Annotated in this window: 34 protein-coding genes and 1 pseudogene; 30 read left to right on the plus strand and 5 right to left on the minus strand. The window is 26.2% G+C overall.

Annotated features, from left to right (window positions below; genetic code table 11):
* Positions 1 to 511 precede the first annotated feature (511 nt).
* On the plus strand, positions 512 to 1168 hold the full coding sequence (locus RYM86_RS06595) for a pentapeptide repeat-containing protein (RefSeq protein ID WP_252215436.1): 657 nt from the start codon (positions 512 to 514) through the stop codon (positions 1166 to 1168).
* Positions 1169 to 1194: 26 nt separating this feature from the next.
* Here the strand turns inward: RYM86_RS06595 and RYM86_RS06600 are convergent, their stop codons facing one another.
* The 3 genes from RYM86_RS06600 to RYM86_RS06610 all read right to left on the minus strand — a co-directional run bounded on the left by RYM86_RS06600 (position 1195) and on the right by RYM86_RS06610 (position 3666).
* A complete protein-coding gene (locus RYM86_RS06600) occupies positions 1195 to 2427 on the minus strand; it encodes a cation:proton antiporter (protein WP_315078894.1) in 1233 nt (410 codons plus the stop codon).
* Positions 2428 to 2729: 302 nt separating this feature from the next.
* Entirely contained in the window at positions 2730 to 3380 is a 651-nt protein-coding gene (locus RYM86_RS06605) for an SdpI family protein (protein ID WP_315078896.1), read from the minus strand.
* Positions 3381 to 3384: 4 nt separating this feature from the next.
* Positions 3385 to 3666, minus strand: coding sequence for an autorepressor SdpR family transcription factor (locus RYM86_RS06610; protein WP_315078898.1), 282 nt, complete (start codon positions 3664 to 3666; stop codon positions 3385 to 3387).
* Positions 3667 to 3963: 297 nt separating this feature from the next.
* Here RYM86_RS06610 and RYM86_RS06615 point away from each other — a divergent pair, with 297 nt between their 5' ends.
* The 5 genes from RYM86_RS06615 (at position 3964) to def (ending at position 6913) form a co-directional block, all read left to right on the plus strand.
* Complete coding sequence (locus RYM86_RS06615) at positions 3964 to 4530, plus strand: DUF4303 domain-containing protein (RefSeq protein ID WP_315078899.1); 567 nt, start codon at positions 3964 to 3966, stop codon at positions 4528 to 4530.
* 62 nt (positions 4531 to 4592) lie between these two features.
* Positions 4593 to 5135, plus strand: coding sequence for a hypothetical protein (locus tag RYM86_RS06620; protein ID WP_315078900.1), 543 nt, complete (start codon positions 4593 to 4595; stop codon positions 5133 to 5135).
* Positions 5136 to 5580: 445 nt separating this feature from the next.
* Entirely contained in the window at positions 5581 to 6003 is a 423-nt protein-coding gene (locus RYM86_RS06625; RefSeq protein WP_315078901.1) for a GNAT family N-acetyltransferase, read from the plus strand.
* A gap of 223 nt (positions 6004 to 6226) precedes the next feature.
* On the plus strand, positions 6227 to 6463 hold the full coding sequence (locus tag RYM86_RS06630) for a helix-turn-helix transcriptional regulator (protein ID WP_315078902.1): 237 nt from the start codon (positions 6227 to 6229) through the stop codon (positions 6461 to 6463).
* Complete coding sequence (gene def, locus RYM86_RS06635) at positions 6464 to 6913, plus strand: peptide deformylase (protein ID WP_315078904.1); 450 nt, start codon at positions 6464 to 6466, stop codon at positions 6911 to 6913.
* 98 nt (positions 6914 to 7011) lie between these two features.
* Here def and RYM86_RS06640 read toward each other — a convergent pair whose 3' ends face one another.
* Positions 7012 to 7338 carry a hypothetical protein gene (locus RYM86_RS06640; protein ID WP_315078906.1) on the minus strand — a complete coding sequence of 109 codons (327 nt, stop codon included), beginning with the start codon at positions 7336 to 7338 and terminating at the stop codon, positions 7012 to 7014.
* 286 nt (positions 7339 to 7624) lie between these two features.
* On the opposite strand from RYM86_RS06640, the gene RYM86_RS06645 reads away from it, so the two are divergent.
* The 3 genes from RYM86_RS06645 (at position 7625) to RYM86_RS06655 (ending at position 9149) form a co-directional block, all read left to right on the plus strand.
* Positions 7625 to 8086, plus strand: coding sequence for a hypothetical protein (locus RYM86_RS06645; protein WP_315078908.1), 462 nt, complete (start codon positions 7625 to 7627; stop codon positions 8084 to 8086).
* Positions 8087 to 8448: 362 nt separating this feature from the next.
* A complete protein-coding gene (locus RYM86_RS06650; RefSeq protein WP_315078909.1) occupies positions 8449 to 8601 on the plus strand; it encodes a hypothetical protein in 153 nt (50 codons plus the stop codon).
* Positions 8602 to 8660: 59 nt separating this feature from the next.
* Entirely contained in the window at positions 8661 to 9149 is a 489-nt protein-coding gene (locus RYM86_RS06655) for an N-acetyltransferase (RefSeq protein WP_315078910.1), read from the plus strand.
* Between the two features lie 201 nt (positions 9150 to 9350).
* Here the strand turns inward: RYM86_RS06655 and RYM86_RS06660 are convergent, their stop codons facing one another.
* Positions 9351 to 9794, minus strand: a complete 444-nt coding sequence (locus RYM86_RS06660; protein ID WP_315078911.1) for a hypothetical protein — start codon at positions 9792 to 9794, stop codon at positions 9351 to 9353.
* A 175-nt stretch (positions 9795 to 9969) separates the two neighbouring features.
* Between RYM86_RS06660 and RYM86_RS06665 the strand changes: the two genes are divergently transcribed.
* From RYM86_RS06665 to RYM86_RS06765, 21 genes and pseudogenes are all read left to right on the plus strand, one after another.
* Positions 9970 to 10188, plus strand: coding sequence for a hypothetical protein (locus RYM86_RS06665; protein ID WP_315078912.1), 219 nt, complete (start codon positions 9970 to 9972; stop codon positions 10186 to 10188).
* 96 nt (positions 10189 to 10284) lie between these two features.
* Positions 10285 to 10554 carry a hypothetical protein gene (locus RYM86_RS06670; RefSeq protein ID WP_315078914.1) on the plus strand — a complete coding sequence of 90 codons (270 nt, stop codon included), beginning with the start codon at positions 10285 to 10287 and terminating at the stop codon, positions 10552 to 10554.
* An 88-nt stretch (positions 10555 to 10642) separates the two neighbouring features.
* Positions 10643 to 11581, plus strand: a pseudogene (locus tag RYM86_RS06675) (IS982 family transposase).
* A gap of 166 nt (positions 11582 to 11747) precedes the next feature.
* On the plus strand, positions 11748 to 11954 hold the full coding sequence (locus RYM86_RS06680) for a hypothetical protein (RefSeq protein WP_315078915.1): 207 nt from the start codon (positions 11748 to 11750) through the stop codon (positions 11952 to 11954).
* Positions 11955 to 12240: 286 nt separating this feature from the next.
* The gene (locus tag RYM86_RS06685; protein WP_315078917.1) at positions 12241 to 12774 is read left to right on the plus strand and encodes a GNAT family protein; all 534 of its coding nucleotides are present in this window, start codon (positions 12241 to 12243) and stop codon (positions 12772 to 12774) included.
* A gap of 18 nt (positions 12775 to 12792) precedes the next feature.
* On the plus strand, positions 12793 to 13104 hold the full coding sequence (locus RYM86_RS06690) for a hypothetical protein (protein WP_315078919.1): 312 nt from the start codon (positions 12793 to 12795) through the stop codon (positions 13102 to 13104).
* 117 nt (positions 13105 to 13221) lie between these two features.
* Positions 13222 to 13728 carry a DUF2262 domain-containing protein gene (locus tag RYM86_RS06695; RefSeq protein ID WP_315078921.1) on the plus strand — a complete coding sequence of 169 codons (507 nt, stop codon included), beginning with the start codon at positions 13222 to 13224 and terminating at the stop codon, positions 13726 to 13728.
* Between the two features lie 166 nt (positions 13729 to 13894).
* Positions 13895 to 14647, plus strand: a complete 753-nt coding sequence (locus RYM86_RS06700) for a GNAT family N-acetyltransferase (RefSeq protein WP_315078924.1) — start codon at positions 13895 to 13897, stop codon at positions 14645 to 14647.
* Between the two features lie 659 nt (positions 14648 to 15306).
* The gene (locus RYM86_RS06705) at positions 15307 to 16110 is read left to right on the plus strand and encodes a polysaccharide deacetylase family protein (protein ID WP_315078926.1); all 804 of its coding nucleotides are present in this window, start codon (positions 15307 to 15309) and stop codon (positions 16108 to 16110) included.
* Positions 16111 to 16393: 283 nt separating this feature from the next.
* Positions 16394 to 16774 (plus strand): VOC family protein, encoded by a 381-nt coding sequence (locus RYM86_RS06710; RefSeq protein WP_315078928.1) that lies wholly within the window; start codon positions 16394 to 16396, stop codon positions 16772 to 16774.
* Between the two features lie 449 nt (positions 16775 to 17223).
* Positions 17224 to 18732, plus strand: coding sequence for a phospholipase D-like domain-containing protein (locus RYM86_RS06715; protein ID WP_315078929.1), 1509 nt, complete (start codon positions 17224 to 17226; stop codon positions 18730 to 18732).
* A gap of 110 nt (positions 18733 to 18842) precedes the next feature.
* Positions 18843 to 21032 (plus strand): phospholipase D-like domain-containing protein, encoded by a 2190-nt coding sequence (locus RYM86_RS06720; protein WP_315078931.1) that lies wholly within the window; start codon positions 18843 to 18845, stop codon positions 21030 to 21032.
* A gap of 174 nt (positions 21033 to 21206) precedes the next feature.
* On the plus strand, positions 21207 to 21410 hold the full coding sequence (locus tag RYM86_RS06725) for a hypothetical protein (protein WP_315078932.1): 204 nt from the start codon (positions 21207 to 21209) through the stop codon (positions 21408 to 21410).
* Positions 21411 to 21790: 380 nt separating this feature from the next.
* Entirely contained in the window at positions 21791 to 21925 is a 135-nt protein-coding gene (locus RYM86_RS06730) for a hypothetical protein (protein WP_315078933.1), read from the plus strand.
* A 180-nt stretch (positions 21926 to 22105) separates the two neighbouring features.
* Complete coding sequence (locus RYM86_RS06735) at positions 22106 to 22300, plus strand: helix-turn-helix transcriptional regulator (RefSeq protein WP_012425343.1); 195 nt, start codon at positions 22106 to 22108, stop codon at positions 22298 to 22300.
* Positions 22301 to 22302: 2 nt separating this feature from the next.
* On the plus strand, positions 22303 to 22743 hold the full coding sequence (locus RYM86_RS06740; RefSeq protein ID WP_315078936.1) for a DUF6773 family protein: 441 nt from the start codon (positions 22303 to 22305) through the stop codon (positions 22741 to 22743).
* A gap of 452 nt (positions 22744 to 23195) precedes the next feature.
* Positions 23196 to 23678, plus strand: coding sequence for a hypothetical protein (locus RYM86_RS06745; protein WP_315078937.1), 483 nt, complete (start codon positions 23196 to 23198; stop codon positions 23676 to 23678).
* A 53-nt stretch (positions 23679 to 23731) separates the two neighbouring features.
* Positions 23732 to 23890: a hypothetical protein gene (locus tag RYM86_RS06750; protein ID WP_315078939.1), complete on the plus strand. Its 159-nt coding sequence runs from the start codon at positions 23732 to 23734 to the stop codon at positions 23888 to 23890.
* Entirely contained in the window at positions 23877 to 24113 is a 237-nt protein-coding gene (locus RYM86_RS06755) for a hypothetical protein (RefSeq protein WP_315078940.1), read from the plus strand. The genes RYM86_RS06750 and RYM86_RS06755 overlap by 14 nt, the downstream gene beginning before the upstream one ends.
* Before the next feature lie 39 nt (positions 24114 to 24152).
* Positions 24153 to 24314 carry a hypothetical protein gene (locus RYM86_RS06760; protein ID WP_315078941.1) on the plus strand — a complete coding sequence of 54 codons (162 nt, stop codon included), beginning with the start codon at positions 24153 to 24155 and terminating at the stop codon, positions 24312 to 24314.
* Between the two features lie 486 nt (positions 24315 to 24800).
* The gene (locus RYM86_RS06765; RefSeq protein WP_315078942.1) at positions 24801 to 25304 is read left to right on the plus strand and encodes a hypothetical protein; all 504 of its coding nucleotides are present in this window, start codon (positions 24801 to 24803) and stop codon (positions 25302 to 25304) included.
* Positions 25305 to 26093: the final 789 nt, after the last annotated feature.

A 26093-nucleotide genomic window follows, 5' to 3' on the forward strand; every position in this document is an offset into this window, starting at 1 on the left:
GTGAAAAAAAGCAAAATAAAAAGAAATAGTAAATATCAAAAAGACTAATTACAAATTTATAAGTAACTAGTCTTTTTAGTATATAAAAATGTAGAAATTAAATATTAATTTGTAGTAGATATGTCTATAATATATAATAAAGATAATGTATTTGAAAATATATATAGATTCGTTGAGAATTTTTTATTCTTTAGGAATTTATATTACTAAAGAATCTGTGGATAACTTCTAGAATACTGTATTTTAAAGGTATGATTAGGTCCCCTAAAGAATAAAAAATAATCATATGCCGCACCATTATTCCTGCACTACGTTTGGAAAGGGTGCATGGCTAAAAAAATTGACGCTCCACAGTCGCTTAGCGATTTTTTTATAGAAAATAGTAATTTTTTAAGATTAAGGGATAGAGATTTACTTGATTAATCAAAAATAATATATGATTTTACTACAACTGTGTTTGAAACTATGCTATCATATATTGAAATAATAAATAGAAGAGATGGATGAATGAATGGATAAAAATAAAAAACCAAGTATTGGATTAAACTATAATAAGGCAATAAAACAAAATAAAAATTTTATGTATAATGATTTAAAAAGAAGTAACTGTTATAATTGTGATTTCACAGGATCAAATTTCAATTTTACAAGTTTTAGAGGAGCTCACTTTAAAGACTGTAATTTTTTTGAATGTACATTTAAGTCTGCTGAGTTTGTAGGAAGTAATCTTAAGAAAAGTAGATTTAAAAGAGCAAAATTTGAAGATACTGTATTTGAAGGTGCAAATTTAAGTGGAGCAGATTTTAGAGATGCAAAATTTAAAAATGTAATATTTGTAGGAACTGATTTAAGTACTGCAAAAAATTTAGAATTTGATAAATCAGCAGTTAGAATATTTGAAGAAGCACCAGCAATTGATATAAGTGAAAATCTAAAAAAAGCTATAGATTCAGCACTAGAAAATGAAAAAATAAAAAGATCAAGACTTTTGGATAATAAAGATGGAGATATTAACACTTTAAGCATAATGATTCTTTTAGAAAAATTTAATGAGAAGAGTTTAATATCAGGATTGAAAATTCTTTGTGATAGAGCAGACAGAGATTTTTGTACATTAAGTTACATAATAAAATCCATACAAACATATCAAAAAGAAGGTATATTATAAAATAAAAGCGTGGCATAGCCACGCTTTTATTTTATAGTAGAATTAGTAGTAATGGTATTTTTAGTACTTTTAAGTTTATTAAATTTATCTGAAAATACTATTTTTAAAAGTAGGGGTGTAATTACTGTTGTTACAATTATCATTATTATTATAGGACCAAAAAATACAGATGACATTAGTCCTAAGGCAGCACCTTTATTCGCAATTATCAAAGCGACCTCACCTCTTGATACCATTCCAGTACCTATTTGAATAGATTCTAAAGAAGAAAATTTACATAATTTAGCAGCAAATCCACAACCTATAATTTTAGTTAAAATAGCAACTATTACAAGAACTATAGAAAATATAATCATTGATAGAGTCATTGCTGGTAATTTAAATTTTATTCCTATACTTGCAAAAAATACAGGAGAAAGTAGCATATAAGAAAGTGTTTCAAAACGTGATGCTATATATTTAGAGTAAGTAGTTTTTGAAATTATAAGTCCGGCTATAAAGGCACCAGTTATATTAGCAACTCCAAAAAATACTTCTGCACAGTAAGAAAGTATTAAGCAATATACAAAAGAAAGTATTACAAATCTACGCATACCCTTACCATGTCTTAATTGAACATTTGAAAAGAATTTATAAAATATAAAACAACAAATTGCTGCAAAAATAAAGAAAGCGAAAATTTTTAATAAAACTATCCAAACATTTACATTTGAATCTGCGAAGCTTGTAACTATAGTGAGTGCAATTATGCCTAAAATATCATCTATAATTGCAGCACCCAAAATTGCACTACCAACATTTGTACTAAGCTTGCCCATTTCTTTTAAAGTTTCAACAGTTATACTAACAGAAGTAGCAGTAAGTATAACTCCAATAAATATATTTTGTAATATTATACTTGAAGATGCATCTGAAATGGAAGGGTCATTATTAAAGAAAAAGCTAACTAAAAACCCACCAATAAGAGGTACAAGTACACCTATTAAAGCAATAATAAATGAAGAATGTCTACTTTTCTTTAATTCATTTATATCAGTTTCAAGACCGGCGCAAAACATTAAAACAATTACTCCAATCTCAGAAAGTTGTGTTATAAACTCTGTTTCATTTAAAAGGTTAAAAACTGTAGGGCCAAAAAGTACACCAGCCATTAAAGCTCCAACAACTTGTGGAAGTTGGAATCTTTTATTTGCTATACCTAAAACTTTTGTAGTTAATAGTATTAAGGCTAAATCAAATAAAAAATGATAAGAATTCATAATAATATCCTCTCTTTCTAATTTAAAATATCAAATAAAAACTCTTATATTATAGTATATGATATTATTGAAAATAGTACTAATTAGTATAAAGAACTAGGAAAAGGTTTTATATATTAGATAATAAGAGGATATTTATTTTATAATATTTATATAAAAATGTAATAAGGCTTAGAACATAAAGAAAGATAAGATAATAAAATTCATTAATTATAAAATTAAGATTGTTAATAGGTATTGCCATATAAAAGCAAGTAAAAAAGATGCGATTTTACAAATTAAAACCACATCTTTTTCTATACTTAAGAGTACTTTGTACTATTTTTAGAATAAAAATAACTTGCTATTATTGGAATGATACCTGCAACAAATATTGAAATCATTAAAACTATAAATTGTATATTTCCTTCAAAAAATAATGAACTTATCATTATAGCTAGTCCTGATAATACAAATAATTTACCACCTAATCTATGAGTTTTTTTCCAAGTATCTTCATTAGTTAATGTCCAAGGAGTTTTAATCCCAAAGAAAAAGTTACTTTTAGATTTTGGAAGATAATTACCCATAACAATAAATAATAAGCCAACCATAAATGGGATAACTTTGTTTATTGGAACGTTGTATCCAAGTGATGATATTATAACTACAATATGTAAAATAAAAAAGAAAGTTACCATAACATTTGTAATAATAGTATAACTTTTGTCAAACTTTGAATAATTGTTTCTTTTAGGATCAATTTTAGGAGTAAATAACATCCCACCCCATATAAAAAGCATAATTAAAGGAGGTAAAAAAGCCGCAAATAGCTTAGGACCATAATTATCAATTTCACCAGCTATATTCCAATGTATAGGCATTTCATTAGGTAGTGTATTGTATAATACAATACTTACTAAAAATGCAATAATTATTAATGTAATATTATAAATACTAGTTTTATTTTTCATTAGTTTAATCCTTTCCTTCATTAGCATTACCTAAAAATGATATAAACCATTTTACAACATCCTCAAAAACTGAAGTATTTAGTGAGTAATATATAAATTGACCTTTTCTTTCATCACTTACTAGTCCTGCTTGTTTAAGAATACTTAAATGATGAGATATACTGGGCTTGGTAATTTGAAAATAATCAGCAATATCACCAGCAGTCATATCTTTTTCATTTAGTAGATCTAAAATTTTTCTTCTTGTGTTATCAGAAAGAGCTTTAAAAGCATCATTAAATGACAAGTAATCACTCCTTTCAATAGATTAGATATTTAGATAATTATCTAAACATCTAATAATAATATATATTAAATATACTTATTTATCAATGGATATATTTTAGGAGAAATTCCAGAAAAATGAAAAAATATGAATATAGTTAGTAGTAACTATGGTAAAATAGAAAATAAAATGTTGTTTAATGAAAATACGGATATTTTAATCATAAAAAATATGGCTATGTTTTAGCAGCGTGTTAATATATGAACATATTTAAAAATAGAGCCTAATATTAAAAATTTATGAGAAAGGGTGAGTGCAATGAATTTTGATTTTAAGAAATTTAAAGAAGAACTTATTTTAGCTACCAAAAATGCTTTTTTAGAAATTATAAAAGCTAATAAAGAGGGGATAATATATGCTTTTTCATTAAATTGTTCATCAGATGTTAAATCAATTGGAATTATAGCAAATACTAAATATAAACTTAACACTATTGTTGGTGAATCTGAGAATGATTTTTGGTATTATAAGTTTTGTCCAGAAGAATGGGAAATTTGGAATGGTGCAGATGATGAATTTTGTAGAATTGGAAATATATTAAAAGCGTTTCAAGAGGACAATAAAAATAGAATAAGTGATTCAGAGACTAATGTTTATACATATTTTTTTCAGGAATTCAGAGAAAAAATTTTTGATGTATGTATAGATGCATTATTAGAATTAAAAGAAGAAGAATTTTTTGTGAATAATTCAAAAGAAAGTATCGAACTTAATTTTTGGGTTAGTGAGTTTTTAGATGAAGAAGAGTCTATAGATATATTTAGTAAGCTAAATAATGGGAAAATAGTTGAGGAGTATAAGGAACATATAGCAGAAATTTTATAAATAATTTAATAATTCCATAAAGATTTTTTATAGAAATTTATACGAACTTATAAGGAGCAAATATGAGTATATTTAACGGAAAAAAAGAAGTGAATATTGAAATTGGTGAAATAAAAGAAAGTTTAGTTGATTATTCAAAATCAATTGAAGAATTAACTATCTATTATGATGAACAATTAGAATTAATTAAACAAGAAAGAAATGAATTAGCCACTTTAGAACTAATGATGCTTGGTTATGGAATTGATTTTATTGAATGGATTAAAGAAGTATTTAAAATAGAACTTACATTAGGTGAAGAAAGTCTAAGTGAATTTGATAGAATACTAGAAGATATACATCAAATGTATACTAAAAATGGATTGAGAGAAGAATTACTTAGCGATCTATTAAAAAAATGCAGTGGATATTTTGGACTTGCAATACTTTCAAATTATAAAGGGAATTGGGTAGATTCAAATTTAGGTCCAGCAATTCAAGTAAATGGAGTTAATGCTTTGGTATACAATTGTATTAGAAGAAGAATACAAAACAATGAGAATAACGATATAATAGCATTCTATTATGCTTTAGGCGAAAGCTTAGATGAAAATTTCTTAATGTAAGTTAGTAATGTTTTTATATAATACTTATTAAAAGAATATTTTAAAATCATCAGGAGCTAAAAATTTACGATAGTTTTAAAATATATAAGTGTAAGGGTTGATGTTATATAAATGATAGACCTTTGCACTTATTTTAATTTTGTATAATATAAAATAATATAATAAATTATTACAATAATAAATTGGGTAGAAAAGCTTAGTGAAGAGGAAGTAAAAAATATGCAAGAACCTTATATTAATACATTTAAGGACTATAATGATTTTCAAAGTATTATTCCAAATTGGTATAAGGAAAACTGCACAAATTAATATAATCTAGAAATTGATATATTTTTTATTATATTATAACTAAATGATGAATTTATTAAAATTATACTTGCATCTTACCTAAGGTAAGGAAGTATACTATAGTTAATTTATATTATTATTTTAAGGAGATGATAAAATGAAATTAAGAATTCAATATAGCTGTTTAAATATTAATTGGAATTATGTAATTGAAATATTGAAAAAAGTTGGAATGGCATATTTTGATAAAGAAGTGCATAAGAAAGCATTTGAAAATAGTCACACTGTTGTTTTTGTTTTTGATGATAATAAACTTATTGGTTTTGGACGTGCAATTTCAGATGGAATCTATCAAGCGGCAATCTATGATGTAGCAGTATTACCAGAATATCAAGGGGAGAATGTTGGAAGAACTATTGTTAATAGCATTATGAATTGTCTTCCACAATGTAATTTTATATTATACGCCTCACCTGGTAAAGAAAGTTTTTATAAAAAATTAAATTTTAAAAAAATGAAAACAGGAATGGCATTATTTTATAATGCAGAAAAAATGAAAATAAAAGGTTTTATTGAATAAACTAAAATACTCCCTTTATAGAAAAAGTTTTATTATTTTAACTGTCTACTATAAAGGGAGCATATCACAAAGTTGAATTCATGGTGTTTTTTATATTCTATATCACAGTAGTTTTGATTTATTTAGTATAGTAGTTAAAAATTATTGTGTAATGTTAACTTGACATATAGATAAGATAAAAATATACTTATGAGTAAGGTAAACATTACAGAGGTGAGTGTAAGTGAAAAATCGATTGAAAGAATTTCGTGAAGCAAATAAATTAACTCAAGAACAACTAGGAAAACTTGTAGGAACATCAAGACAAGCTATAAACGCTATTGAAACAGAAAAATATGAACCGTCAATATGGTTAGCATATGATATTTCAAAAGTATTCAAGTGTTCAATAGAAGAAGTTTTTCTTTTTGAAGAAAGTAAAAGAAAATCAAGAGCAGATCAAAGTAGGGGTGTGGTTTAAATGGCATTAAGACAAATTAGGCTTTATGATGATCCTATTCTTAGGAAGAAAAGCAAAGAAGTTGAAGTTGTAGATGATAAGATAAGAGATATACTAAATGATATGGCAGAGACTATGTATAATACGGAAAATGGTGCAGGTTTGGCAGCACCGCAAGTAGGCATATTAAAAAGATTAGTTGTAATAGACATGTGGCAGGGACTTATTAAATTGATTAATCCAAAGATAATAAAGAAAGAAGGAAGTCAAGAAGTTATAGAGGGATGTTTAAGTAGTCCTAATATATTTGGAAAACTAAAAAGGCCATATAAAGTAATAATACAAGCACTAAATGAAAATGGGGAAGAAATCCAATTGACTGGTACTGGGGATTTAGCAAAATGCTTCTGTCATGAAATTGACCATTTAGAAGGCATTCTGTTTACTGATTTAGTTACAGAATATATCTAATAAATATTAAAATACCGCATTATTAAAAATGAAGTTGCGGTATTTTTTTATTGCATAATTTTAATACATCTATTATAGGGATTAAAGAGGAAAAAATATTATCTAGAAAAATTAAGGGATATCTCACCTCTGCCAACAATAATTATAGAATCATTTTCTTCAAGCATTATTTCTGATGTAGGAATATATGCTTTACTAAATTTTCTGAATATTTTTTGATTTCCTTTAGCATCAACTATTGATAAACTTGTAATATTATCAGGGGTAATTAGCTTAGCAGTCAAAGTGTAGTCATTAACATGATTGATTGTATAAACTCCTTCTTTATAAGAAGCGGATGTTGGACCAATAGCAGTAGCATTAACATTATATAAAAATGTAAATACAAATAACATAGTTAATATAAAAAATTTTAAAAATTTCATAATATAGATACCTCGCTTATTTCTATTAATAATAGTTTGGTCGAAAAAACAAATATTATTAAGGAAATAACTGGTGTATAAAAATATGATTAGTAAGTATTGGATTTTACTTACACACTTTGTAGATTTTGTGCAGCAAATTATAAATAAAAAAGATCTTTGAAAATTGAATAATGTGGCACTTATAAATAAGTTATGATAGCAGGTTGAACCAATCTACTGTAGAACGAATAATATAATATATACTAATGAATATAAAGTGATTATCATAAAGCAGGTGTTTGAAATGAATAACATGTTTAATCGAATTATGTTTAATATAAGACGAGGATATTATAGATATATTGGTTCTGGTTCTAGTAGAGACGTATTTGATTTGGAAAATGGATATGTAATCAAAGTGGCAAAAAATAGAGCAGGAATTGCACAAAATAAGTCTGAGTATAATATTTCATATTATGATAATTCAGGTCTATTTGCAAAAGTTGTAGATGTTTCAAATAACTTTGATCTGTTAATAATGGAAAAGGCAGATGAAATATATGACATTTCAGATGTATGGGAATACTTCGATGTTAGAGGGAACAGAGGATTGTTTAGTCTAGAAGAACTAAAGAATGTTTTGAGGCATTACGACTTATTATTGAATGATTTGAAGAGGGAAAGTAACTGGGGAATGATTGATGGAAGACCTGTAATAGTTGATTATGGTTTTACAAGAGAAGTTTACACAAGATATTATAAATAAGATGAGATATTATATTTAGAAATAAGCATCAAGATTGAGAATATATTACAGTATGCAAAAGATGAGAGTGATTATATGTCATGTTGCTTTCAATCTTTCAGATTTTGTAGATGTCGCAGATGTTGTAATAGATTTTGTTGTTTCTAACGCATGATGAATTAATAGATCAATAATAAAATAATTAATTTTAGATACCATATTATTTGATTTTTATAAATGAATAATATGGTATTTTTTAATGAACAATATGTAAATTTGACGTAGCAATTAATAAAGATAATGTTCTTTGAAAATTGAATAATGAGGTGTTTACAATATATGTTATAATTGAATCATAATAGTAAATTATAAGGAGTAAAATTATGAATTATGTAATTACAGAGGGGAAAAAAGAGATTGATAATATAAAAAGAAAAAGTTCTTGGTATATACATTTAGAAAAAGTAGATGGTGAATGGGAAATAACAAATAATGATGAATTATCTAAATTATTAGTCAATATATATTTTAAATAAAATATAGTGACAAGCATAATATTAGTAATAAAACAATAAGAATGAGAGGAAGAGCATTAATGGATATTAAAATTAGACAAGTATCTATAGAGGATTTAGATTCAGTAACAAAAGTGGAGGCAATCTGTTTTCCACATGCAGAAGCAGCTACTAAAGAATCTTTTGAAGAACGTATTAAAACATTTCCTGAAAGTTTTTTTGTAGCAGAAATAGATAGAAGAACAATTGGTTTTATTAATGGGTGTGTCATAAATGGAACTGTTATATATGATGGACTCTTTGAAGATTCTAGATTACATATTCCAGATGGAGATTACCAAACAGTTTTTGGACTTGATATTATACCAGAGTATCGTAATAAAGGAATTGCAGCTAAGTTGATGAATTATATGATAGAAATATCAAGATTAGCAGGGAGAAAAGGTGTTATTTTAACTTGTAAAGAAAAGCTTATTCATTATTACACAAAGTTTGGATATAAAAATCAAGGTATATCTAAATCAATGCATGGTGGCGCTGAATGGTATGATATGATTTTAGAATTTTAAATTTGATGAGGCAAAATATAAAAATGTTTTTTGTAATTGAATAATATAGAAAAGAAGGTGGATATATCTTAAGGTTTATAAAAATAAATATAGGTAAAACTATCTCATATCTTATATTTCAATTTAAATAAGCAGTCTAAGTTTTAAATAAAACAGTAGACTGCTTGTTTACATAATGAACAAGTTTAAATTATGTGATTTTTAATTTTTCTTATTGTATAAAACATAATAACAATAAAATTCAATTCTTCTACTTAGAAGAATGTAAGCCATAGATACTAATTGGAACATTCCCATAAGTGCTATGTAACAGCTAAGAAGTGTTAGAAAAATATCACCATTAGATGAACTAAAACTTTCGGATATAAATTTAAAAGACACGATACCACCTAGTAGAGGAAGTATAGCAATTTTTTTATGTCCATTTTTTATTGTATGTAAAAAGAAGAATAGTACTCCTATTTCTAAAAAGCATTGCACAATGTTACCATACATATCTTCTAATCCAAAAATTGATAATATAACATAAAATAAAATGATTATAACCCTAAAAGCTATTAATACAGCTTGTATAATATTTAGGGTTCGTCTGCTTTCTGCAATTAATTCTGGTTCTGGAAGGCTTTGATTAAGTCTTTCTTCCATAATTACCTCCTTGTATTTACATAAATTAAAAAAGCTACTATACAAGTATAGCATATTTTGTAATAATTAGTAATATAAAAATAGAGCGGAGTAAACTAAAAAGATCTATATTTACAAAATGTGATGTATTTAAGTATAATAGGTAATAATTAAATAAAAATGAAAAAATTGAAAAATGAAAAAACATAATCTAAAAAGAATTATGATTATAGGATTAATAGTGGTAATCATTTTAATAATAATTCCAATAAGTATAAGATCAATTTATGAAACATCTCAAAGTAAGAGTGATTATGGATATGAATTAATTATTCTAAGGAAAATAAAGGAAGATGGAACAGTTATTGAAGAACGTAAATACAAAATTGTAGGAAGTGAATCACAGCTTCAGTAGTGAAATAAAAGTATTAATGAAAATAAAAGTGTTGAATGTAATAGTATTGCAGGATAACAAATGAAAATGAGTTATTAATGAATAGAGGGGATAATTATGTATACAAAAAATGAAATTTTAGAGATTGCTAAGTCTCAGTTAGCACTTGACTACAGTTGCCAATTTTTTGATTTTGATAAAGAAAAAAATATAATAGTGGAAAAGAAATTTGCTGATGGTAGACGCATTTATGACAATGATAAATGTTTTTTGAAAATACTTTGTTTTGGTGGAAAAACAATTATAGGCGCAGAGTCTATAATTATACCTTGGTGTGAAGAAAATTTGAAAAATATTGTATATAATATAACGTGTTGTACTAGTTAAATTTTAATATAAAAAACTCTAACAAAATTTAACCATCTAAATTATAATTAAATTAACAAAACAAAAATATAATAAGGAGATGATTAAAATGTTAGAGTTCACTTATTATAATACCGAAAAAATTGATAATTTAAAAGATTTTTTTACAGTTTCTTTTGTGTTAATTGACAATGTTTACAACGAAATAATACCTAGTTCTATAAAAAATAGAAGAAATATTTCAGAATCTAAACTTTCAGACTCTGAAATTATAACCATTAGTATCGTAGGCGAAGCCCTTACAATTGATTCTGAAAAAGCCTGGTTTTATTTCGTTAAAAAGAACCTTCGAGATTTATTTCCTAATATTTGTGATAGAACAAGATTTAATAAAACTAAAAGAAACTTATACAAAGTAATTTTAGAAATTCAAAAATATTTCTCTAGTCTACCAATATTTAAAGAGGATGATACTAGAATTATTGATAGTATGCCTATTACAGTATGCAAATTTGGAAGAGATTATTTTAATAAATTGCTAAAAGATATATCAACTTATAGCTATTGTGCTTCAAAAAAGAAACATATTTTCGATTAAAGCTTCATGCTTTGGTTACTACTGATGGCTTTATTACAGATTTTCTTTTAACTGCTGCTAATATTGATGATAGAGAAGCTGTCTTTGAACTCGTTCAAGCAAATACCTCTATAAAGATACTAGCAGACAAAGGATACATTGGTAATGAACTTAAAGCATCATTAGCTAAAGAAAAAGATATCTTATTATTATCTCTAAAAAGAAAAAATACCAAAAATCCATTAGAAAAACGGCTTCGAAATGCTTTGTCAAAGACACGTCGGAGAGTTGAAACTAGTTTTTCACAATTGCAGAACAATTTAATATTAATAGGTTTTAGCTAAAACCAAATGGAGATTAATGTTGAGAATTACACTGAAAATACTTGCTCATAATCTCTCATTTGTATTAAACACAATTACAGGAAATAATATACATGTAGGCCAAATTAAACATCTAGTGTTTGGTTAAAATTTTATTCAAGGATATTTTGCGCATTTTTAAATTACAAGAATTTGTAATTTAAAAATTAGCACAACGCGTTAATATATTAAAATATTGCAGTATTCAAAGTGGAATTTGAGCCATTCTTGTTAAGTAAGATAATATATTGTTTTTATGAAAAATGGAGGAAAGTATGAAAAGAGTACTTTTAGTTATAAAAAAACTTTTAATAATATTTTGGTGGCAAGATGTAGAAAAATCTAATTTTTTTGTACGAATATTAAATTATATATTTGCATTTACATTAAGTTTTGGAGTTTTTTCTTGGACATATTTATCTAATATGAACTTAATTCTTAAAATAATTATAGGAACTTATGGAGTTCTTACATTTATGTGATTTTGGCCAGCTTCCCATTTATTAGATGAGAAAGATGAAGTTAAGGGAACAGTGTTTTACATTTTTCAAAATACACTTATCATATTTTCATTTATAATTCTTTTAAGATATGTTATTAAGGAAAGCCTAAAAGAGGAAAAACAAAATAAAGAATAGAAGTATTGTGTTTACACATAGAACATCTTCAGGATGGGATTTAATATACAATTCAATAAAGATATAGAAATTTTGGAGTGCTTCACCACCATAAATAAATGTAAACAGTTATGTAAATGGAGGGGATAACATGGAAATAAAACTTGGAAGATTTAGATATGAAGAAATTCCACAATTAATTTCGTGGATTCCTAATAAAGAATTCTTACTTCAATGGGCAGGTCCGTCATATACATTTGAATTGCTGGAAAAACAACTTCAAAGTGGAATAAACAATATGTTTGAGAAAACCCCCTCAAACTTAATGTTTAGTGCTAAGCTAAGTGAAAGTAATGAAACAGTAGGGCATATCCAGCTACTGAGAATAGACAGAGTAAACATGTCAGCTCGAATAGGTAGAGTACTTGTAGGGGGAAAAGAAAATAGAAATAAAGGAATAGGATTGCAAATGATTAATGAACTTTTGGACACTGCCTTTAATAAATTAAATCTTCATAGGATTGATTTAGGGGTATTCGATTTTAATGTATCTGCAATTACGTGTTATAAAAAAGCAGGATTTAATATTGAAGGAAGTTTTAGAGAATGTAGAAAAATAAATGAAAAATACTGGTCATTGCTCAACATGAGCATTCTTGAAGATGAGTATAGGAATTTAAAATAATATTATTTTAAAAATTAATTGAACAGCATATTTATTATTAGCAATTATATTCAATATTGTTACTATAATTATAGTAGTTGGATACTTTCTAAATTTTCATGGCATTTATATTACTTTTTAGAAATAAATCTAAAACAAATACAAATAAACAAAGTAGGTGTTACAATAGTAAATAAAGTAGATTTAGAAATCATTAAAACAAAAGATGATGTATTTAATATGTTAGATAGTATTTTAGAAAAGCACGATAGTGAGTGGTGGAATAACTTCTATTCTAACAAAGATAAACTGATTCCATTTTTTAAAAACAATTTTAGAAACATATTTTGAAATAATTGAATTTAGAGAAATGAAAGAATCTTTAGATGAGAATATATTTGGAAAATCTTTTTTATGGACAGTATTGATGAAGAAAAAATAAGTAGTTGTATAAGGGGGAAAGTATCAATGAATATTAAAGATTTTGAAAAAAGTGATGTGCTTACTTTTGAAGCAAAATGTACTCTTTGGAATAAAGAAAGTATTGGTTTTGGGGTAGATTTTCCAGATGAAACAAAAGGTAAAGAATTCGAAATGCTATCTCAACATTTAAGTGATATTGAAAAGCAGTTAAAATGGATTGAAGAAAATAGAACTGGTATTGAAAAAGTTTTGATTGACGACGATATGGTTTCTCTTGCTGAAGATTGGGCGGCTTCTTCAGATGAAGCAGAAAACGAAGAACAAGAATGTTATATAATGGAGGATGGTCAAAAAGTTTTTTTACCAATTTCAAATGAAGACTTTTGTAAAAGTCTTTATATAGATGGATTTAACATTAATTTTGAAGATGGGTGGGACAAACCTATTATTGATATGTATTTATGTTGTTCACCAGACTATTTTGCATATCATTGTATTAGTGTATCTATTGATGAAAATAAAAGTGTTGAATGCAACAGTCTTGCTGGATAAATTATGAACCATAATATAATACATATTAATGAAAATGAATTAAGATATTACAGTATTTAGAAATGAATTTTCGATATGTATTTATTTATGTAAACTAATTTAAATATAAAAGTTAATATCAATATGTATTTAGGTAAATACGATTTATAGAATGGATAGTGATAATATGTATACAAAAAATGAAATTTTAGAAATTGCTAAATCTCAATTGGCACTTGACTACAGTTGTCAACTTTCTGCTTTTGATAAAGAAAAAAATACAATAGTTGAAAAGAAATTTATTAATGGTAGACGTATTTATGATAATGATAAGTGTTTTTTAAAGATACTTTGTTTTGGTGGCAGAACAATTATAAGTACATCATCTATAATTATACCTTGGTGTGAAGAAAAATTACAAATTTATGATTCAGCATGGTTTTTTCAATATCCAAATTTACGATTAATTGATAATAAATTACAAGAACTTGGTCATGAAATAGCAGATATTCACCAATATTATCTACCAGAGCCTAATATATCATTTGTAGAGCCTATTGCTAATGTAAAATGGTATGAGTATGGGGATATTTTCAAATTCAAAAATGACCGTAGATTTAGAGAAGCTCTTGCTTTTGATAAAAATAATCCAGATATGCTTGCAGTTGCAGCTTTTGATGGAGATAAAATAATGGGGATAGCAGGCGCAAGTGCAGATAGTAAAACCATGTGGCAAATTGGTATTGATGTTTTACCTGAATATCGTAGTAACGGTATTGGGAAAAATCTAGTTACACTTTTAAAGAATGAGATTTTAAAAAGAGGTAAAATACCGTTTTATGGTACAGGAGAATCACATTTTCATTCACAAAATATAGCCATAAGTTCAGGATTTTTTCCAATATGGGCAGAGCTTTATTCTAAAATTAAAGAATGTTAAAATATCTTACTTCTATTTAGAAAGATTTAATCAACCAATCTTAATTGAATCTATCAATTAAATATTAAGAGGAGAATTATTAGGTATTATCAAAAATAAATTACAGGTTTAAATATCGCATTATTTCAGAAATGAATTTGCGATATTTTTTCATGTATAAATTTAAATACATCTCATGCTAATGTTAATTAATCGAAATTGTAAAATAACAATTCAACAAATGTTTCTTTAGTAGATACACCTTTGTCAATAACATTTACCTGCCACCAGATATTGTGAAATACATTTACACAAATTTTAGAGAACAATCTATAGTGGATTTATTGAGTTGATTAGAAATGAATTTGTAATATTTTTTGTAATATATATTTTTATTGTTTAGCAGATGTATTTGGAGGAATTGAGTAATAGAGTATTTTTAGAAGAGCATTAAAATAAACTTATGGCATATCTTGAGGATGAATATTATGCTAAGAGATATTGCTTTTTAAATCTTTAAATTGGTACAATATAGAATTTAAAAAATAGTTTTGGAGAATGTGTATCTTAATTGTTAGTTGATGTTAAAAAATACTATAAATAAAAACCATTAAAAAGTGAATGATAATATGTAAGGAATTTTATAATTAATAAAAAATAATTTACAAGGAGGAAAAAAATTGAAAAACAAATTAAAGTGTTTTTTATTCCTTGCGATAAATTTACTTCTTATTATTTCTATATTTGAACAAAATTTGAGTAGTGTTTCTGTATCATCTAACATAAAAAACATTGAAAAATTTAATACAAATGAAGAAACTAATAATTATAAGAAAAAAGTGATATATTTAACTTTCGATGATGGTCCTAGTTATAAAATAACAAATAAAGTTTTAGATATATTAAAAGAAAAGGAAATAAAAGCAACTTTTTTTCTAATCGGTAACCAAATTGAAGGAAAAGAAGATACAGTAAAAAGAATTAATAATGATGGGCATAGTATAGGACTTCATACTTATACTCATAAATTTAATTGTATTTATTGCAGTGAAGATAAATTTATTCAAGAAATGATTGATTGTCGTAATGAAATAAACAGAGTGGTTGGAATTTCACCTAATATAATTAGATTTCCAGGAGGCAGTTATAAACATTTAAACAAAAAATATTTAAAAAAATTACACGACAATAATTTAAAAATATATGATTGGAATTTAGACAATGAAGATGGTTTAAATCCTAAAATACCTCCATATAAATTATATAGAAAAGCTATAAATGGAAGTAAAGATTTACCCAATATAATACTACTTATGCACTGCACAGATATGCATAAGAATACTTGTAAAGCTTTGCCTGAAATAATAGAATACTATAAATCACAAGGATATGAATTTAGAACTATTACAGAGGATACACCAGAAATGTACTTCAAAATAACAAAAAAAACATTTGGTTTTTTTGAAAATATACTAACATACTAACTTGTTATTTTTTCATATGATTAAATTCAATAAACAAGCCTAATATATATTGCAATAATAAATTTTTAGATTGGTTATAATACTATATATGATATCATGTTTATAAAAAGAGTAAAAAATGATAGAGACCATAGGAAACATAACACTATAGGTTAATAATTAAGAACAGGATAGAAAGTTTTAAACTTAGAAGATGGATTTGAAATTAAGTCAGAGCATTTTATGGAACCTAATATGAATTATATAATAATTTAATCTTAAATAAATGAGGAGAAGTGAAGAAATGATAAATAAAATTGGGAAGATAACGTTATACGTAAAAAATCAAGAGGAAGCAAAGAAATTTTGGATAGAGAAAGTTGGCTTCGTAGTTAAGTTTGAGCAAGATATGGGTCCGGGGATGAAGTGGATAGAAGTGGGGCCAAGTGAAGGTGAATTTACTACTTTCGTTTTGTATGATAAGTCAATGATGGAAGCTCAAAATCCAGATGCTAATGTAGGTCACCCATCAATAATATTGAGTACAAATGATATAAATAAGACTTATGGTGAAATGAAAGATACTGGGGTTGAACTAGGTAAGCTAATTGAAATGCCTTATGGTAAGATGTTTTCATTTAAAGATATAGATGGAAATGATTATTTAGTAAGAGAAGATAAATAAAAAATTAGATGTTAAAAGGTTTAAAATATATCAAATATAGTGGTAGTATTTTTTATCAGGGCATTCTCATTAAGTATTATTTTAGTTCACACTTTAATTTTACTACAGAATGCCCTTATTTTTTATTTATTTTTCTTTACGGAATACTTGTTTAAAATCAAAGTATAGACAATCCATGATACTATAAACAATATAATAAGTTCACATTTAATAAATTGTTAAATAATTTTATTAGGAATACCATAAACATACAATATTAAAAAATATATAATATTACAAAAAGATTTCATATTTACATTTTTGTTACTTTTGACAAAATGTCAGCATTTTAACACTATATTTTTGTATATTTTTAAAAATACTACATATTATTACATTTATTTTATTTACTTCCATTTAATATTAAAGTATTATAGTAAAGACTTTTAAATTATAGGAGGTATATGATAATGAAAAAAAATAAAATATTGTGTTGTATAACATCTGCTTTAATAGCATTTAATATGTTTGCTTCAACGCAATTTACAACTACTGCAGAAGCTAGTTGTATAACTAACCAAATTACTACTACGGCAGGTGCAAATTATGCAATTAATCAAGAGAGTTCAGAAGAATCAACTTTAGATGCTGAAGTGTCTTTCTCACCTTTTGATAATCAAGTAGAAAAAGTACTTAAAGTTTTAGATGAAGCAGAAGATGAGGTAGTTATTGCACATTATAATGCACGTTTAACACCAATATTATCTAAACTTGTCGATTTATCAAAAAAAGGAGTAAAAATCAAGATAGTAGTGGACAAGGATAATGCACTTAAAGAATGGAATGTAGGTGATGATTATCTAGAAGAAAATGGGATAGAAGTTATAAGGTCTAAGCCTGAAAAGACAATAGGAACTACAAATTATTCAATAATGCATTTGAAATCAGTTGTAATAGATAAAAAAACTGTTATGACTGGATCACTTAATTGGAATGCTACAGCTGCATATTGTAATGATGAAAATATGGTTGTTATAAGAAATGAACAAGTGGCTAAAATTTATAGAAATCAAATTCTTCAATTATTTGAAAAAAAGCCTTTTGAAATAGAAAAGGATCAAGATAGTGATATAGCATCTATTCATTTTTCACCTGAACAAGGATTATCAGGATTTATTCAAAAGCAAATAGATAAAGCAAATGAATCTATTGAAGTTTCAATGTTTACATTTACGGAAAAATATATAAGCAAGAGCTTATTAAATGCAGCTAAAAGAGGTGTTAAAGTAAAAGTAATAATGGAAAAGAAACAATGTGATTTTTCTAAAGTAGATGAAGCATTAGAAAATCAACCAAATGTAGAATTACATAGAGTTGGCAATACATTATCGCAATTTTCTGCTATGCATCAAAAATATTGCGTAATTGATGATAAAACAGTTATAACAGGTTCTGCTAACTGGACAGCATCTGGTACAAAATTTAATGATGAAGATATTCTAATTTTAAGTAATAGAGATATTGCTAAGAAATATCATCAAAATTTTTTGGATTTAATACATGTTTATGAAGGCATATCATCTACTTTTAAAGGTGAAGAAATTCGTGAAAAAGCACCTGTATTATTCCATGCCAACTGTTCATCAACACAACCTGGAGATAAAGTTGTTGTAGTTGGAAATGTTCCAGAACTAGGTGACTGGAATGTAGAAAATGGGTTAGTAATGTCAACTTCTGATGATTTATTTCCTGATTGGTTTGTTAAGGCTGATATTGATCCAGGAATTAGTATTGAATATAAGTATGTAATATTAAGAGAAAATGGTAACGCTGAATGGGAAGATGGATCAAATCGTAACTTAGATATTCCAGATACAGCAAGAGCATCAGAAATAAGTGGAACATATGGAAATACTGCTAATAACTGGACCCCAGCACAAAGTAATAAAACTACAAATAATAATCCTCAAGAAGACTAAATATACGAGCTACTATTAACTAGCATATTGATTTGTTGATTTTTTGAATGTGTCTAATAGTAGTTCTTTAAAAAATCTAAAGACATAAGAATATTAGGGGGAGACTCAAGTTGAATAAATTTAAAAATATTAAAATCTTAGCTTTAATGTTGATTTTCATAACGTTTGTTAATTTTAATTGTGTAGCATTTGCAAGTACAATTGATAATAGTGAAATAAAGAAAGAAAATTTTGTAGGTACAACTGAGAATGTTGAAGCAAAACAAGAAAATATAGTAGATAAATCTGAAGCAACTAAAGTAAGTGAAGAAAATGTTACAGGTATAACTGAGAATGTTAAAGTAAAAGAAGAAAATGTAGCAGATAAAGTTGAAGATACTAAAGTAAATGAGGAAAATGCTACAGGTACAACTGAGAATGTTAAAGTAAATGAAGAAAAAGAGGAGAATACTGAAGCAAAAAAAGAAGATTTTGCAACGCCAATAGATTATGGATTTTGGTTTGATAAAGGTAGTAATAATAAAGATATGATTAAAGCCTATGTAGATTTAGGCGTAAATAACTATGAATATCATAAAAAAATTACTCTTAATATGCATATAGAGAGGGAAAATGGAGCTGTTGAACATTATTTATATTACTTAAAACATAAGGGTAATGCAGATGATGGCAGAGAAAAATGGGGAACTGATATAATAAATATTGATACTAATCCTAGTTGGAATGGTGAAATAAAAAATGTTTATATTACATACAATGTTTTAAACGATATAGATAATGATGGAAAAAGAGAGCTATGTCCTTCAAAAAATAAATATTGTATTGCAACTTTAAAAGACTTAGATAAAACAAAATTAAGAAGCAACCTTGGTATTCCTAAAGTTGCAAAAGATAATGATTATATAAATTCTAATGAAGTGGATACATCTCTAGCAGCAACTATGTCTCATAAATTTAAAGATTCTATACCAAAAACAGATGTATATTTTGCACCTTATGGTAATCCAGAATGTAGAGTTATTTCTGAAATTGAAAAAGTAATACAAAATAAGCAAGAAGATCCAGATGGATTTCATTATATACATGCTTCTTATTATGATATAAATGATTACAGAATTGTTGATAAACTAATAGAAGCTCATGACAAAGGTGTAGAAGTTAGGATATTAAGTGACTCTAGCCACATGTACACATCAAAAACATGGGAAACTGAATATAAAAAAATGCAACAAGCAGGAATTGACGTTGTAGGAATATGTAGGGATGGATTTGCAGCTTCAAACCACACTAAAATCGCAATATACGATGGTAATGTTGCATCTACTGGTTCTTATAATTGGGAATATGGAGCAGCTGAACAAAATTCTGAAAATGTATCTTTTTTCACTTCGAAAGAATTAGCTTCTGTTTATGAGCAAATTTTTCAAAGTGTTGCTGGATTAGGAGAAATCACATATAAAAATGATATTTCAAGTAAAATTAATGTCTACTATTCCCAATACCATAATATTCCTAAGGCTATTTATGATGAAATTGAAAATGCAAAAGAAGAAGTAGTTATATCAATGTTCACATTACGCCACTTAGACTTTGTTGATACTGGTGTACAAAAGGACATGATTGATGCCTTAATAAGAGCTCAAAAAAGAGGTGTAAAAGTTCGCTTAGTATTAGAGAGTAATATTGCAGACGAAGGAGAATACTACGGAACAATAACACCAAATGATTTAACAGATGAATGGCTTTCGGAAAATGGAATAGATGTAGTTAAAGTTCGCACTAATTATCATGATAATAAATATTCTACTATGCACCATAAATTTGCTGTTATAGATAGAAAAACTACACTTACAGGTTCTGCAAATTGGTTTTCAGCTACATTAGTTTCAGATGATGATCTTATTGTTATAAGAGATGAAAATACTGCAAAAAAATATTTTGGTGAATTTGTTAATTTAAGAAGCCACTATGATCCTAAATTTGATGCGACAGAATTCCCTGAAACTAAATTAAGTTTTTCAGTATCTAACAATAATACAAAATTCGGTGAAAAATTATACGTAGTAGGTAGTATTCCTGAACTAGGGAATTGGGATATAAACAACGCAATTGAATTGAATGGTGATAACTGGCCAAATTGGAAATCCAAAGATAGCATAGCTCTTCCTTCTGGAATGAATTTTGAGTACAAATATGTTGTTAAAACTTCCTCTGGTTTAATTTATGAATCAGGAGAAAATAGACAACACATTGTAAATCCTATTGATTCTGATGAAACTATACAAGAAAGCTTTAATTAATAGGCTTTGTTTTAAAACCGTGTTGATATTCATATTCCCTAAACTTCTTACTTAAATTATTTAATTTAATAACGGGTTTTGACATAGTGACCATGTAAATGGTAACTATCAGTTTGATGAAATTTATATTACTAAAGAGGATATTGAGGTGAAAAATAATATGTAATAGCTGAGGTGAAAAATTATCTTGTAGATTATTTTAAGCAGCAGAATTTAGAGTTCCCAGAAGGTTTTATTAGAGAAGAGTATGTAAATAGAAATGATGCTTCAGTTTTAATTCCAATGGAAGGTCTAATATATGCTGAAGGCGGAGAACCTTTTATTAGTCCTAATTCTGTTTCTATTGTTTACACAAAAGATAAGTTAAAAGATGTATAGAAAATTGTAAAACTTTAATATTTATAAATAAAATACATTTTTCTTATATTACGTAGAGACAAAAATAAATAACAGATTAAAATATCGCATTATTCAAGAAATTGAACTTGCGATTTTTTTATTGTGCACTACTAAAAGAGGAATGATAAGTTATGCAAATGGCACTGTTATTAGTATTTAATGATGAAACAGGAATTGAATGTAGTAAATGTGTGTTAAGTGGAACCAAAGGACAAGATCTCCATGGTGAAACAGTAGATTAGGAATTAGACCTAAATATCATGAAACAGGTTGCAGAAAAGATTGTCCGTTAATTCTAGTAGAAGAATAATACATCATACAAAAGGGTAGCAAAATATTTTAAGGAGGAAGTAAATAGTATGAAAGTAAGTTATAAATTTGAAATTGAAGTATCAGACATTTTTGAAATAGAAGATGAAGAAGTTCAAGAAATAACAAGGAAAGCCATTAAAGACAATATATCTTTAATAGGAGAAAAAAGTAAAAAAATATAATAGAATTCATTAAAGGTGAATTAGGAACAGATAAAGTAAACATAAAATTAAAAGTCTATTAAAATCAATTTATGCATTTGTTCAAGATTGTTTTATATCAAATATATAAATCTAAATGTAATATATATTTGACATTATGGAAAAAATATAGTATTATTTGTAATGAAAGGAGGGCGGTGGATGAAAAATCTTAAATTAAAATCAGCAAGGGCTGCACTGGATTTGTCTCAGGGGCAATTAGCTGAAATAGTAGGAGTAACAAGACAAACTATAGGAATGATAGAAGCTGGGAAATATAATCCCTCGTTGCAATTATGTATTGCAATTTGTAAGGCATTAGGGAAAACATTAAATGATATTTTTTGGGAGGAATAGAAATGAAGGATGAAAGAATTGAACAAGCAACTAATAAAATTAGAAGTGAATTGACTTTACTAATATATGGAATTGCAGTCATATCATTTTTAACTAAATCATGGATCTACAATATGGATTTGTCGAGATGCTGGACAGAATATATTATATTGATTCTTACTCCATTATACCAGTTTGTTAGAGCTCGTAGTATGAAAATAAGTCTACATACTAACAATAGTTCAAAACAATCTTTTAAAGTTTTGGCAATAACATTTGCTGCACTAATTGCTATAATCAGTACATTCGTTTATAAAACAGTAATTAATAATAGTAATTATGATTTTAAAAAAGCAGTCTGCAACGTTTTAGTATTTACAATCTTATTTATTTTTATCTATTTTAGAGTAAATAAATCAGAACAAAAGCAAGTAAAAAAATATGAAGATAAATTTGATGACTAATGAAAAAGCATATTATATTCATCTACTATTTTAAAATATGTTTTAAGGTATTTTGATTTGCTTAATAAGTATAGAGACTATGCAGAGATAGTATAATCTTCACTTATAGTTATGTTGTAATATTTTTATGTTATATATTAATAAAAATAAATAATGATTTAAAATATCGCATTATTCAAGAAATTGAACTTGCGATTTTTTTATTGCACACTACTAAAAGAACAGAAGGTATTGAGGTGAAATTAAAAGAATTAAGATGTGTATTAAGTGCAAATATGGTTGACTTAAATTTTGATATGGATGCTCTTTTGAGCATTATATTTATTGGTAAATAATTAAATGATATTAGTAATAGATTAGAAAAAGGTTATAATTTAGTTTCTAACTCAATTAAAATAAGCCCTGACTATAAAACCGATGTTTATATTTATAAAAATTTAAATGAGTTCCATATGAAAAAATATGGGTTATGGGGAAGGTTTTTTGGTCCTGAATGGTATATCGGAGATAATATAAAAAATAAAGTTATTATTGTTTCACCAAATTCTCCTGGGAAACAGCATGATTATGATGAGGTAGCAGATGCTGCTCTACATGAGTATATACATACATTAATGTGGAGTATTAATCCAAAAGTATCAAAGTTTTTAAATGAAGGTATGGCTGGATATATCTCAGGTAATGCAAAACCAGTTAATAAGTTTACAAGTGCTCCATCATATGAAGATACTAAAGTTACCGATCCTGTAACATTTGGAAATCATGGTTTGTATTCATTTTCCTATACTTATATTGAATACTTAGATAAAACATATGGTATGGAAAAAGTTTTAGAGTTAGTAAAAGATAATAATTACCCACAAACTTTTGGAAAAACTGAAAAAGAGATATTTGACGAATGGATAAAATTTTTAAATTCAAATTACTTAAACTAATTGAATATTAAATATATACAATACAATTATTTTCATCAAACTCTGTTAATCAAATGATAAGTGGTGAATACAAAAATGGTTTATGGCTAGATAACATAGATAATACTGAAACTGTTTTAAATTATGGACTTGGTTTTGATGAAACAGATGTATTTCCATTTAGCCAAGATGGTCTAAAAGAAATACCAGAAGGTAAGAGTGTTGCACTATAGAGATAATGGATACAATGTATGGCATAAGATCAATGATAATTTAGAAGGAAAAAAGATTACAGTAAAATTACCTGAAAATAGCGGATTTTTAGTATATACAAAAGATGGTGTATGTACAAATCAAAGCGCATTAACTAAAAATAATACTGCAACATTATCAGGTGGTGGTTATATAATGTTTGGTGGCGAAAAAGGTAGCAAAATTGACATTACAATAGAGTAGGATATACAAAAAAAGTGAGAAACAATTAGTTTTAGTGAAATGAAGGTGACTTATTATGGAAATCATATAAAATACAAAAGATTTAAAGTTGTTGATACTGCTAAATCATATTATAAATTTTTGTATCTTCCTTTTGTAGAAGGAGCAGAAAAACCATCATTTACAACATATAGCTTTTTCTTTTATTTTAATTCTTGTTGATCCATTAAGTGTAGCCTTTTATGCAATATATATTATTTGTGGATTTAGTGATATTATTAAAGGTAGATATAAAAAATACTTAGAGTTAGCTGGTTTAAGGTTGATTCTAGGTATTTTATTTTTATACATGTTTTAATAGGATATCAGCGATGTATTTACAAAATATGTTATAATCAACTCGTAATGGCATATAACATGAATCAAAAGTTATTTATTATAATTTTATATTGGAGTGATAAAATGTGAAGGGCTATGGCAAAGACTAACATTGCTTTTTATGTATATCCCATTTGGATTTAGAGGAATTGAAAATATTGAAGAAAAATAGTTCAAAATATGTAAATAAAACGACATTAGAATACAATCATTGTTCTTTGAAAACTGAATAATTAGGTATTGAATAAATTATTCTAGATTAATATATCTAATGAATTTTGGGAAAGATAATTTTGCAACAATATTTATTAGATATACTAGGAGGTAATTATGAAGAAATATTTAAGTTATTTTTTAATTGCATGTACTGTAATAGCAGTTCAGTCATTTTTGGGGAGTGATGCAAGTGCTAAACCTGTTATTGAGATTTCTACTACTTCTTTAAGCACTGTTAAGAATAGAGAATTTGCTATTCCAAAGCTAGTAAAGACTGAACAGATTTCACCTAATCAAATTCAAATAAGCTATGATAGGGATGTCGATATGGAACTAGGAACAAAAGCAACTAATTATTGGATTCAAGACACAAAGAATGTTAAACCAAAATATATAGCTACTCTTGGTAAAAATGATAAGGTGAATGAAAATAATTCACTTACTAATAATTTAGTTAAAATTAATTCCAAAGATGGTTCAGCAAAAACATTTATATTAACTTTTAGTCAAGATATTCCTAAAGGAGAAGAGTATAAACTAATAATTTGTTATGTAACGGTTAAAGGAGCTCCTTCTTATAGTGGAGATAATGGGATGATTACATTTGTTGGAAAATAAATAATAACTACATCTTTAAAAGCTAAGGTGAAAATTAGATTTAATCATGTAAAATACCGTAAAATTTAAAATTAAATTTTACGGTATTTTTTCATCACAATTCTAACAAGTGTACAACTTGTATACTTGGTGAGGTAAATATAAAAATGCTCTTTGAAAATTGAATAAATAGTTAATATACGTTATAATTTATTATTATGTAAAGAAATTACAGAATAAATTCAAGTATTATACAGGAATTTAATTATGAATAAATTAAAATTTCTAGGAAGACGATAAGCATATAATGTTAAGGAAGCTGAAAAGCAGGAATTTAATGTTGCTCAAGTAATATGATTTTGAAGGTAAAATTATAAAATATAAAATGATTTGCATACACATACAAATGTTTCTGATGGGGCATGTACTTATAAAGAATCGCCAGACAATGCTGTTAAAGAAAATATGCGATACTGCTCAAGAAATTTGGAATAAATATTTAAATCCAATTCCTTGAGGTAGTTTACTGACCAAGCAATAGTTGTCTTAAAAGGTGAATTATAGTCTACAACAGCTTAAATTATTGTTCTAATAACGGAAAATTGTATAACGTATTCATACGCTATGAATTAATAAAAATAAATTCAATAATGTAGTGTTTGTAAAATGTGTTACAATTGATACATAATGGTAATATATTGTGTAATTATTAAGATATTTTTAAGTCAATATTAATGGATAATTAATATTGACTTAAAAATGGAGAATGATTCAATAATTACATTATATTTAAGTATAAATCAATTAGAA

The sequence above is a fragment of the uncultured Clostridium sp. genome, from assembly GCF_963527835.1.
Lineage (GTDB): Bacteria > Bacillota > Clostridia > Clostridiales > Clostridiaceae > Clostridium.

Coding starts and splice junctions, on each gene's coding strand:
- RYM86_RS06600 (WP_315078894.1), bottom strand. CDS start 2,427: ATGAATTCTTATCATTTTTTATTTGATTTAGCCTTAATACTATTAACT.
- RYM86_RS06765 (WP_315078942.1), top strand. CDS start 24,801: ATGAAGAAATATTTAAGTTATTTTTTAATTGCATGTACTGTAATAGCA.
- RYM86_RS06700 (WP_315078924.1), top strand. CDS start 13,895: ATGTATACAAAAAATGAAATTTTAGAAATTGCTAAATCTCAATTGGCA.
- RYM86_RS06715 (WP_315078929.1), top strand. CDS start 17,224: ATGAAAAAAAATAAAATATTGTGTTGTATAACATCTGCTTTAATAGCA.
- RYM86_RS06685 (WP_315078917.1), top strand. CDS start 12,241: ATGGAAATAAAACTTGGAAGATTTAGATATGAAGAAATTCCACAATTA.
- RYM86_RS06710 (WP_315078928.1), top strand. CDS start 16,394: ATGATAAATAAAATTGGGAAGATAACGTTATACGTAAAAAATCAAGAG.
- RYM86_RS06695 (WP_315078921.1), top strand. CDS start 13,222: ATGAATATTAAAGATTTTGAAAAAAGTGATGTGCTTACTTTTGAAGCA.
- RYM86_RS06645 (WP_315078908.1), top strand. CDS start 7,625: ATGAATAACATGTTTAATCGAATTATGTTTAATATAAGACGAGGATAT.
- RYM86_RS06615 (WP_315078899.1), top strand. CDS start 3,964: ATGAATTTTGATTTTAAGAAATTTAAAGAAGAACTTATTTTAGCTACC.
- RYM86_RS06730 (WP_315078933.1), top strand. CDS start 21,791: ATGAAAGTAAGTTATAAATTTGAAATTGAAGTATCAGACATTTTTGAA.
- RYM86_RS06740 (WP_315078936.1), top strand. CDS start 22,303: ATGAAGGATGAAAGAATTGAACAAGCAACTAATAAAATTAGAAGTGAA.
- RYM86_RS06620 (WP_315078900.1), top strand. CDS start 4,593: ATGAGTATATTTAACGGAAAAAAAGAAGTGAATATTGAAATTGGTGAA.
- RYM86_RS06595 (WP_252215436.1), top strand. CDS start 512: ATGGATAAAAATAAAAAACCAAGTATTGGATTAAACTATAATAAGGCA.
- RYM86_RS06640 (WP_315078906.1), bottom strand. CDS start 7,338: ATGAAATTTTTAAAATTTTTTATATTAACTATGTTATTTGTATTTACA.
- RYM86_RS06605 (WP_315078896.1), bottom strand. CDS start 3,380: ATGAAAAATAAAACTAGTATTTATAATATTACATTAATAATTATTGCA.
- RYM86_RS06660 (WP_315078911.1), bottom strand. CDS start 9,794: ATGGAAGAAAGACTTAATCAAAGCCTTCCAGAACCAGAATTAATTGCA.
- RYM86_RS06625 (WP_315078901.1), top strand. CDS start 5,581: ATGAAATTAAGAATTCAATATAGCTGTTTAAATATTAATTGGAATTAT.
- RYM86_RS06655 (WP_315078910.1), top strand. CDS start 8,661: ATGGATATTAAAATTAGACAAGTATCTATAGAGGATTTAGATTCAGTA.
- RYM86_RS06745 (WP_315078937.1), top strand. CDS start 23,196: ATGAAAAAATATGGGTTATGGGGAAGGTTTTTTGGTCCTGAATGGTAT.
- RYM86_RS06680 (WP_315078915.1), top strand. CDS start 11,748: ATGAAAAGAGTACTTTTAGTTATAAAAAAACTTTTAATAATATTTTGG.
- RYM86_RS06760 (WP_315078941.1), top strand. CDS start 24,153: ATGAAGGTGACTTATTATGGAAATCATATAAAATACAAAAGATTTAAA.
- RYM86_RS06650 (WP_315078909.1), top strand. CDS start 8,449: ATGAATTATGTAATTACAGAGGGGAAAAAAGAGATTGATAATATAAAA.
- RYM86_RS06670 (WP_315078914.1), top strand. CDS start 10,285: ATGTATACAAAAAATGAAATTTTAGAGATTGCTAAGTCTCAGTTAGCA.
- RYM86_RS06665 (WP_315078912.1), top strand. CDS start 9,970: ATGAAAAAACATAATCTAAAAAGAATTATGATTATAGGATTAATAGTG.
- RYM86_RS06750 (WP_315078939.1), top strand. CDS start 23,732: ATGATAAGTGGTGAATACAAAAATGGTTTATGGCTAGATAACATAGAT.
- RYM86_RS06735 (WP_012425343.1), top strand. CDS start 22,106: ATGAAAAATCTTAAATTAAAATCAGCAAGGGCTGCACTGGATTTGTCT.
- def (WP_315078904.1), top strand. CDS start 6,464: ATGGCATTAAGACAAATTAGGCTTTATGATGATCCTATTCTTAGGAAG.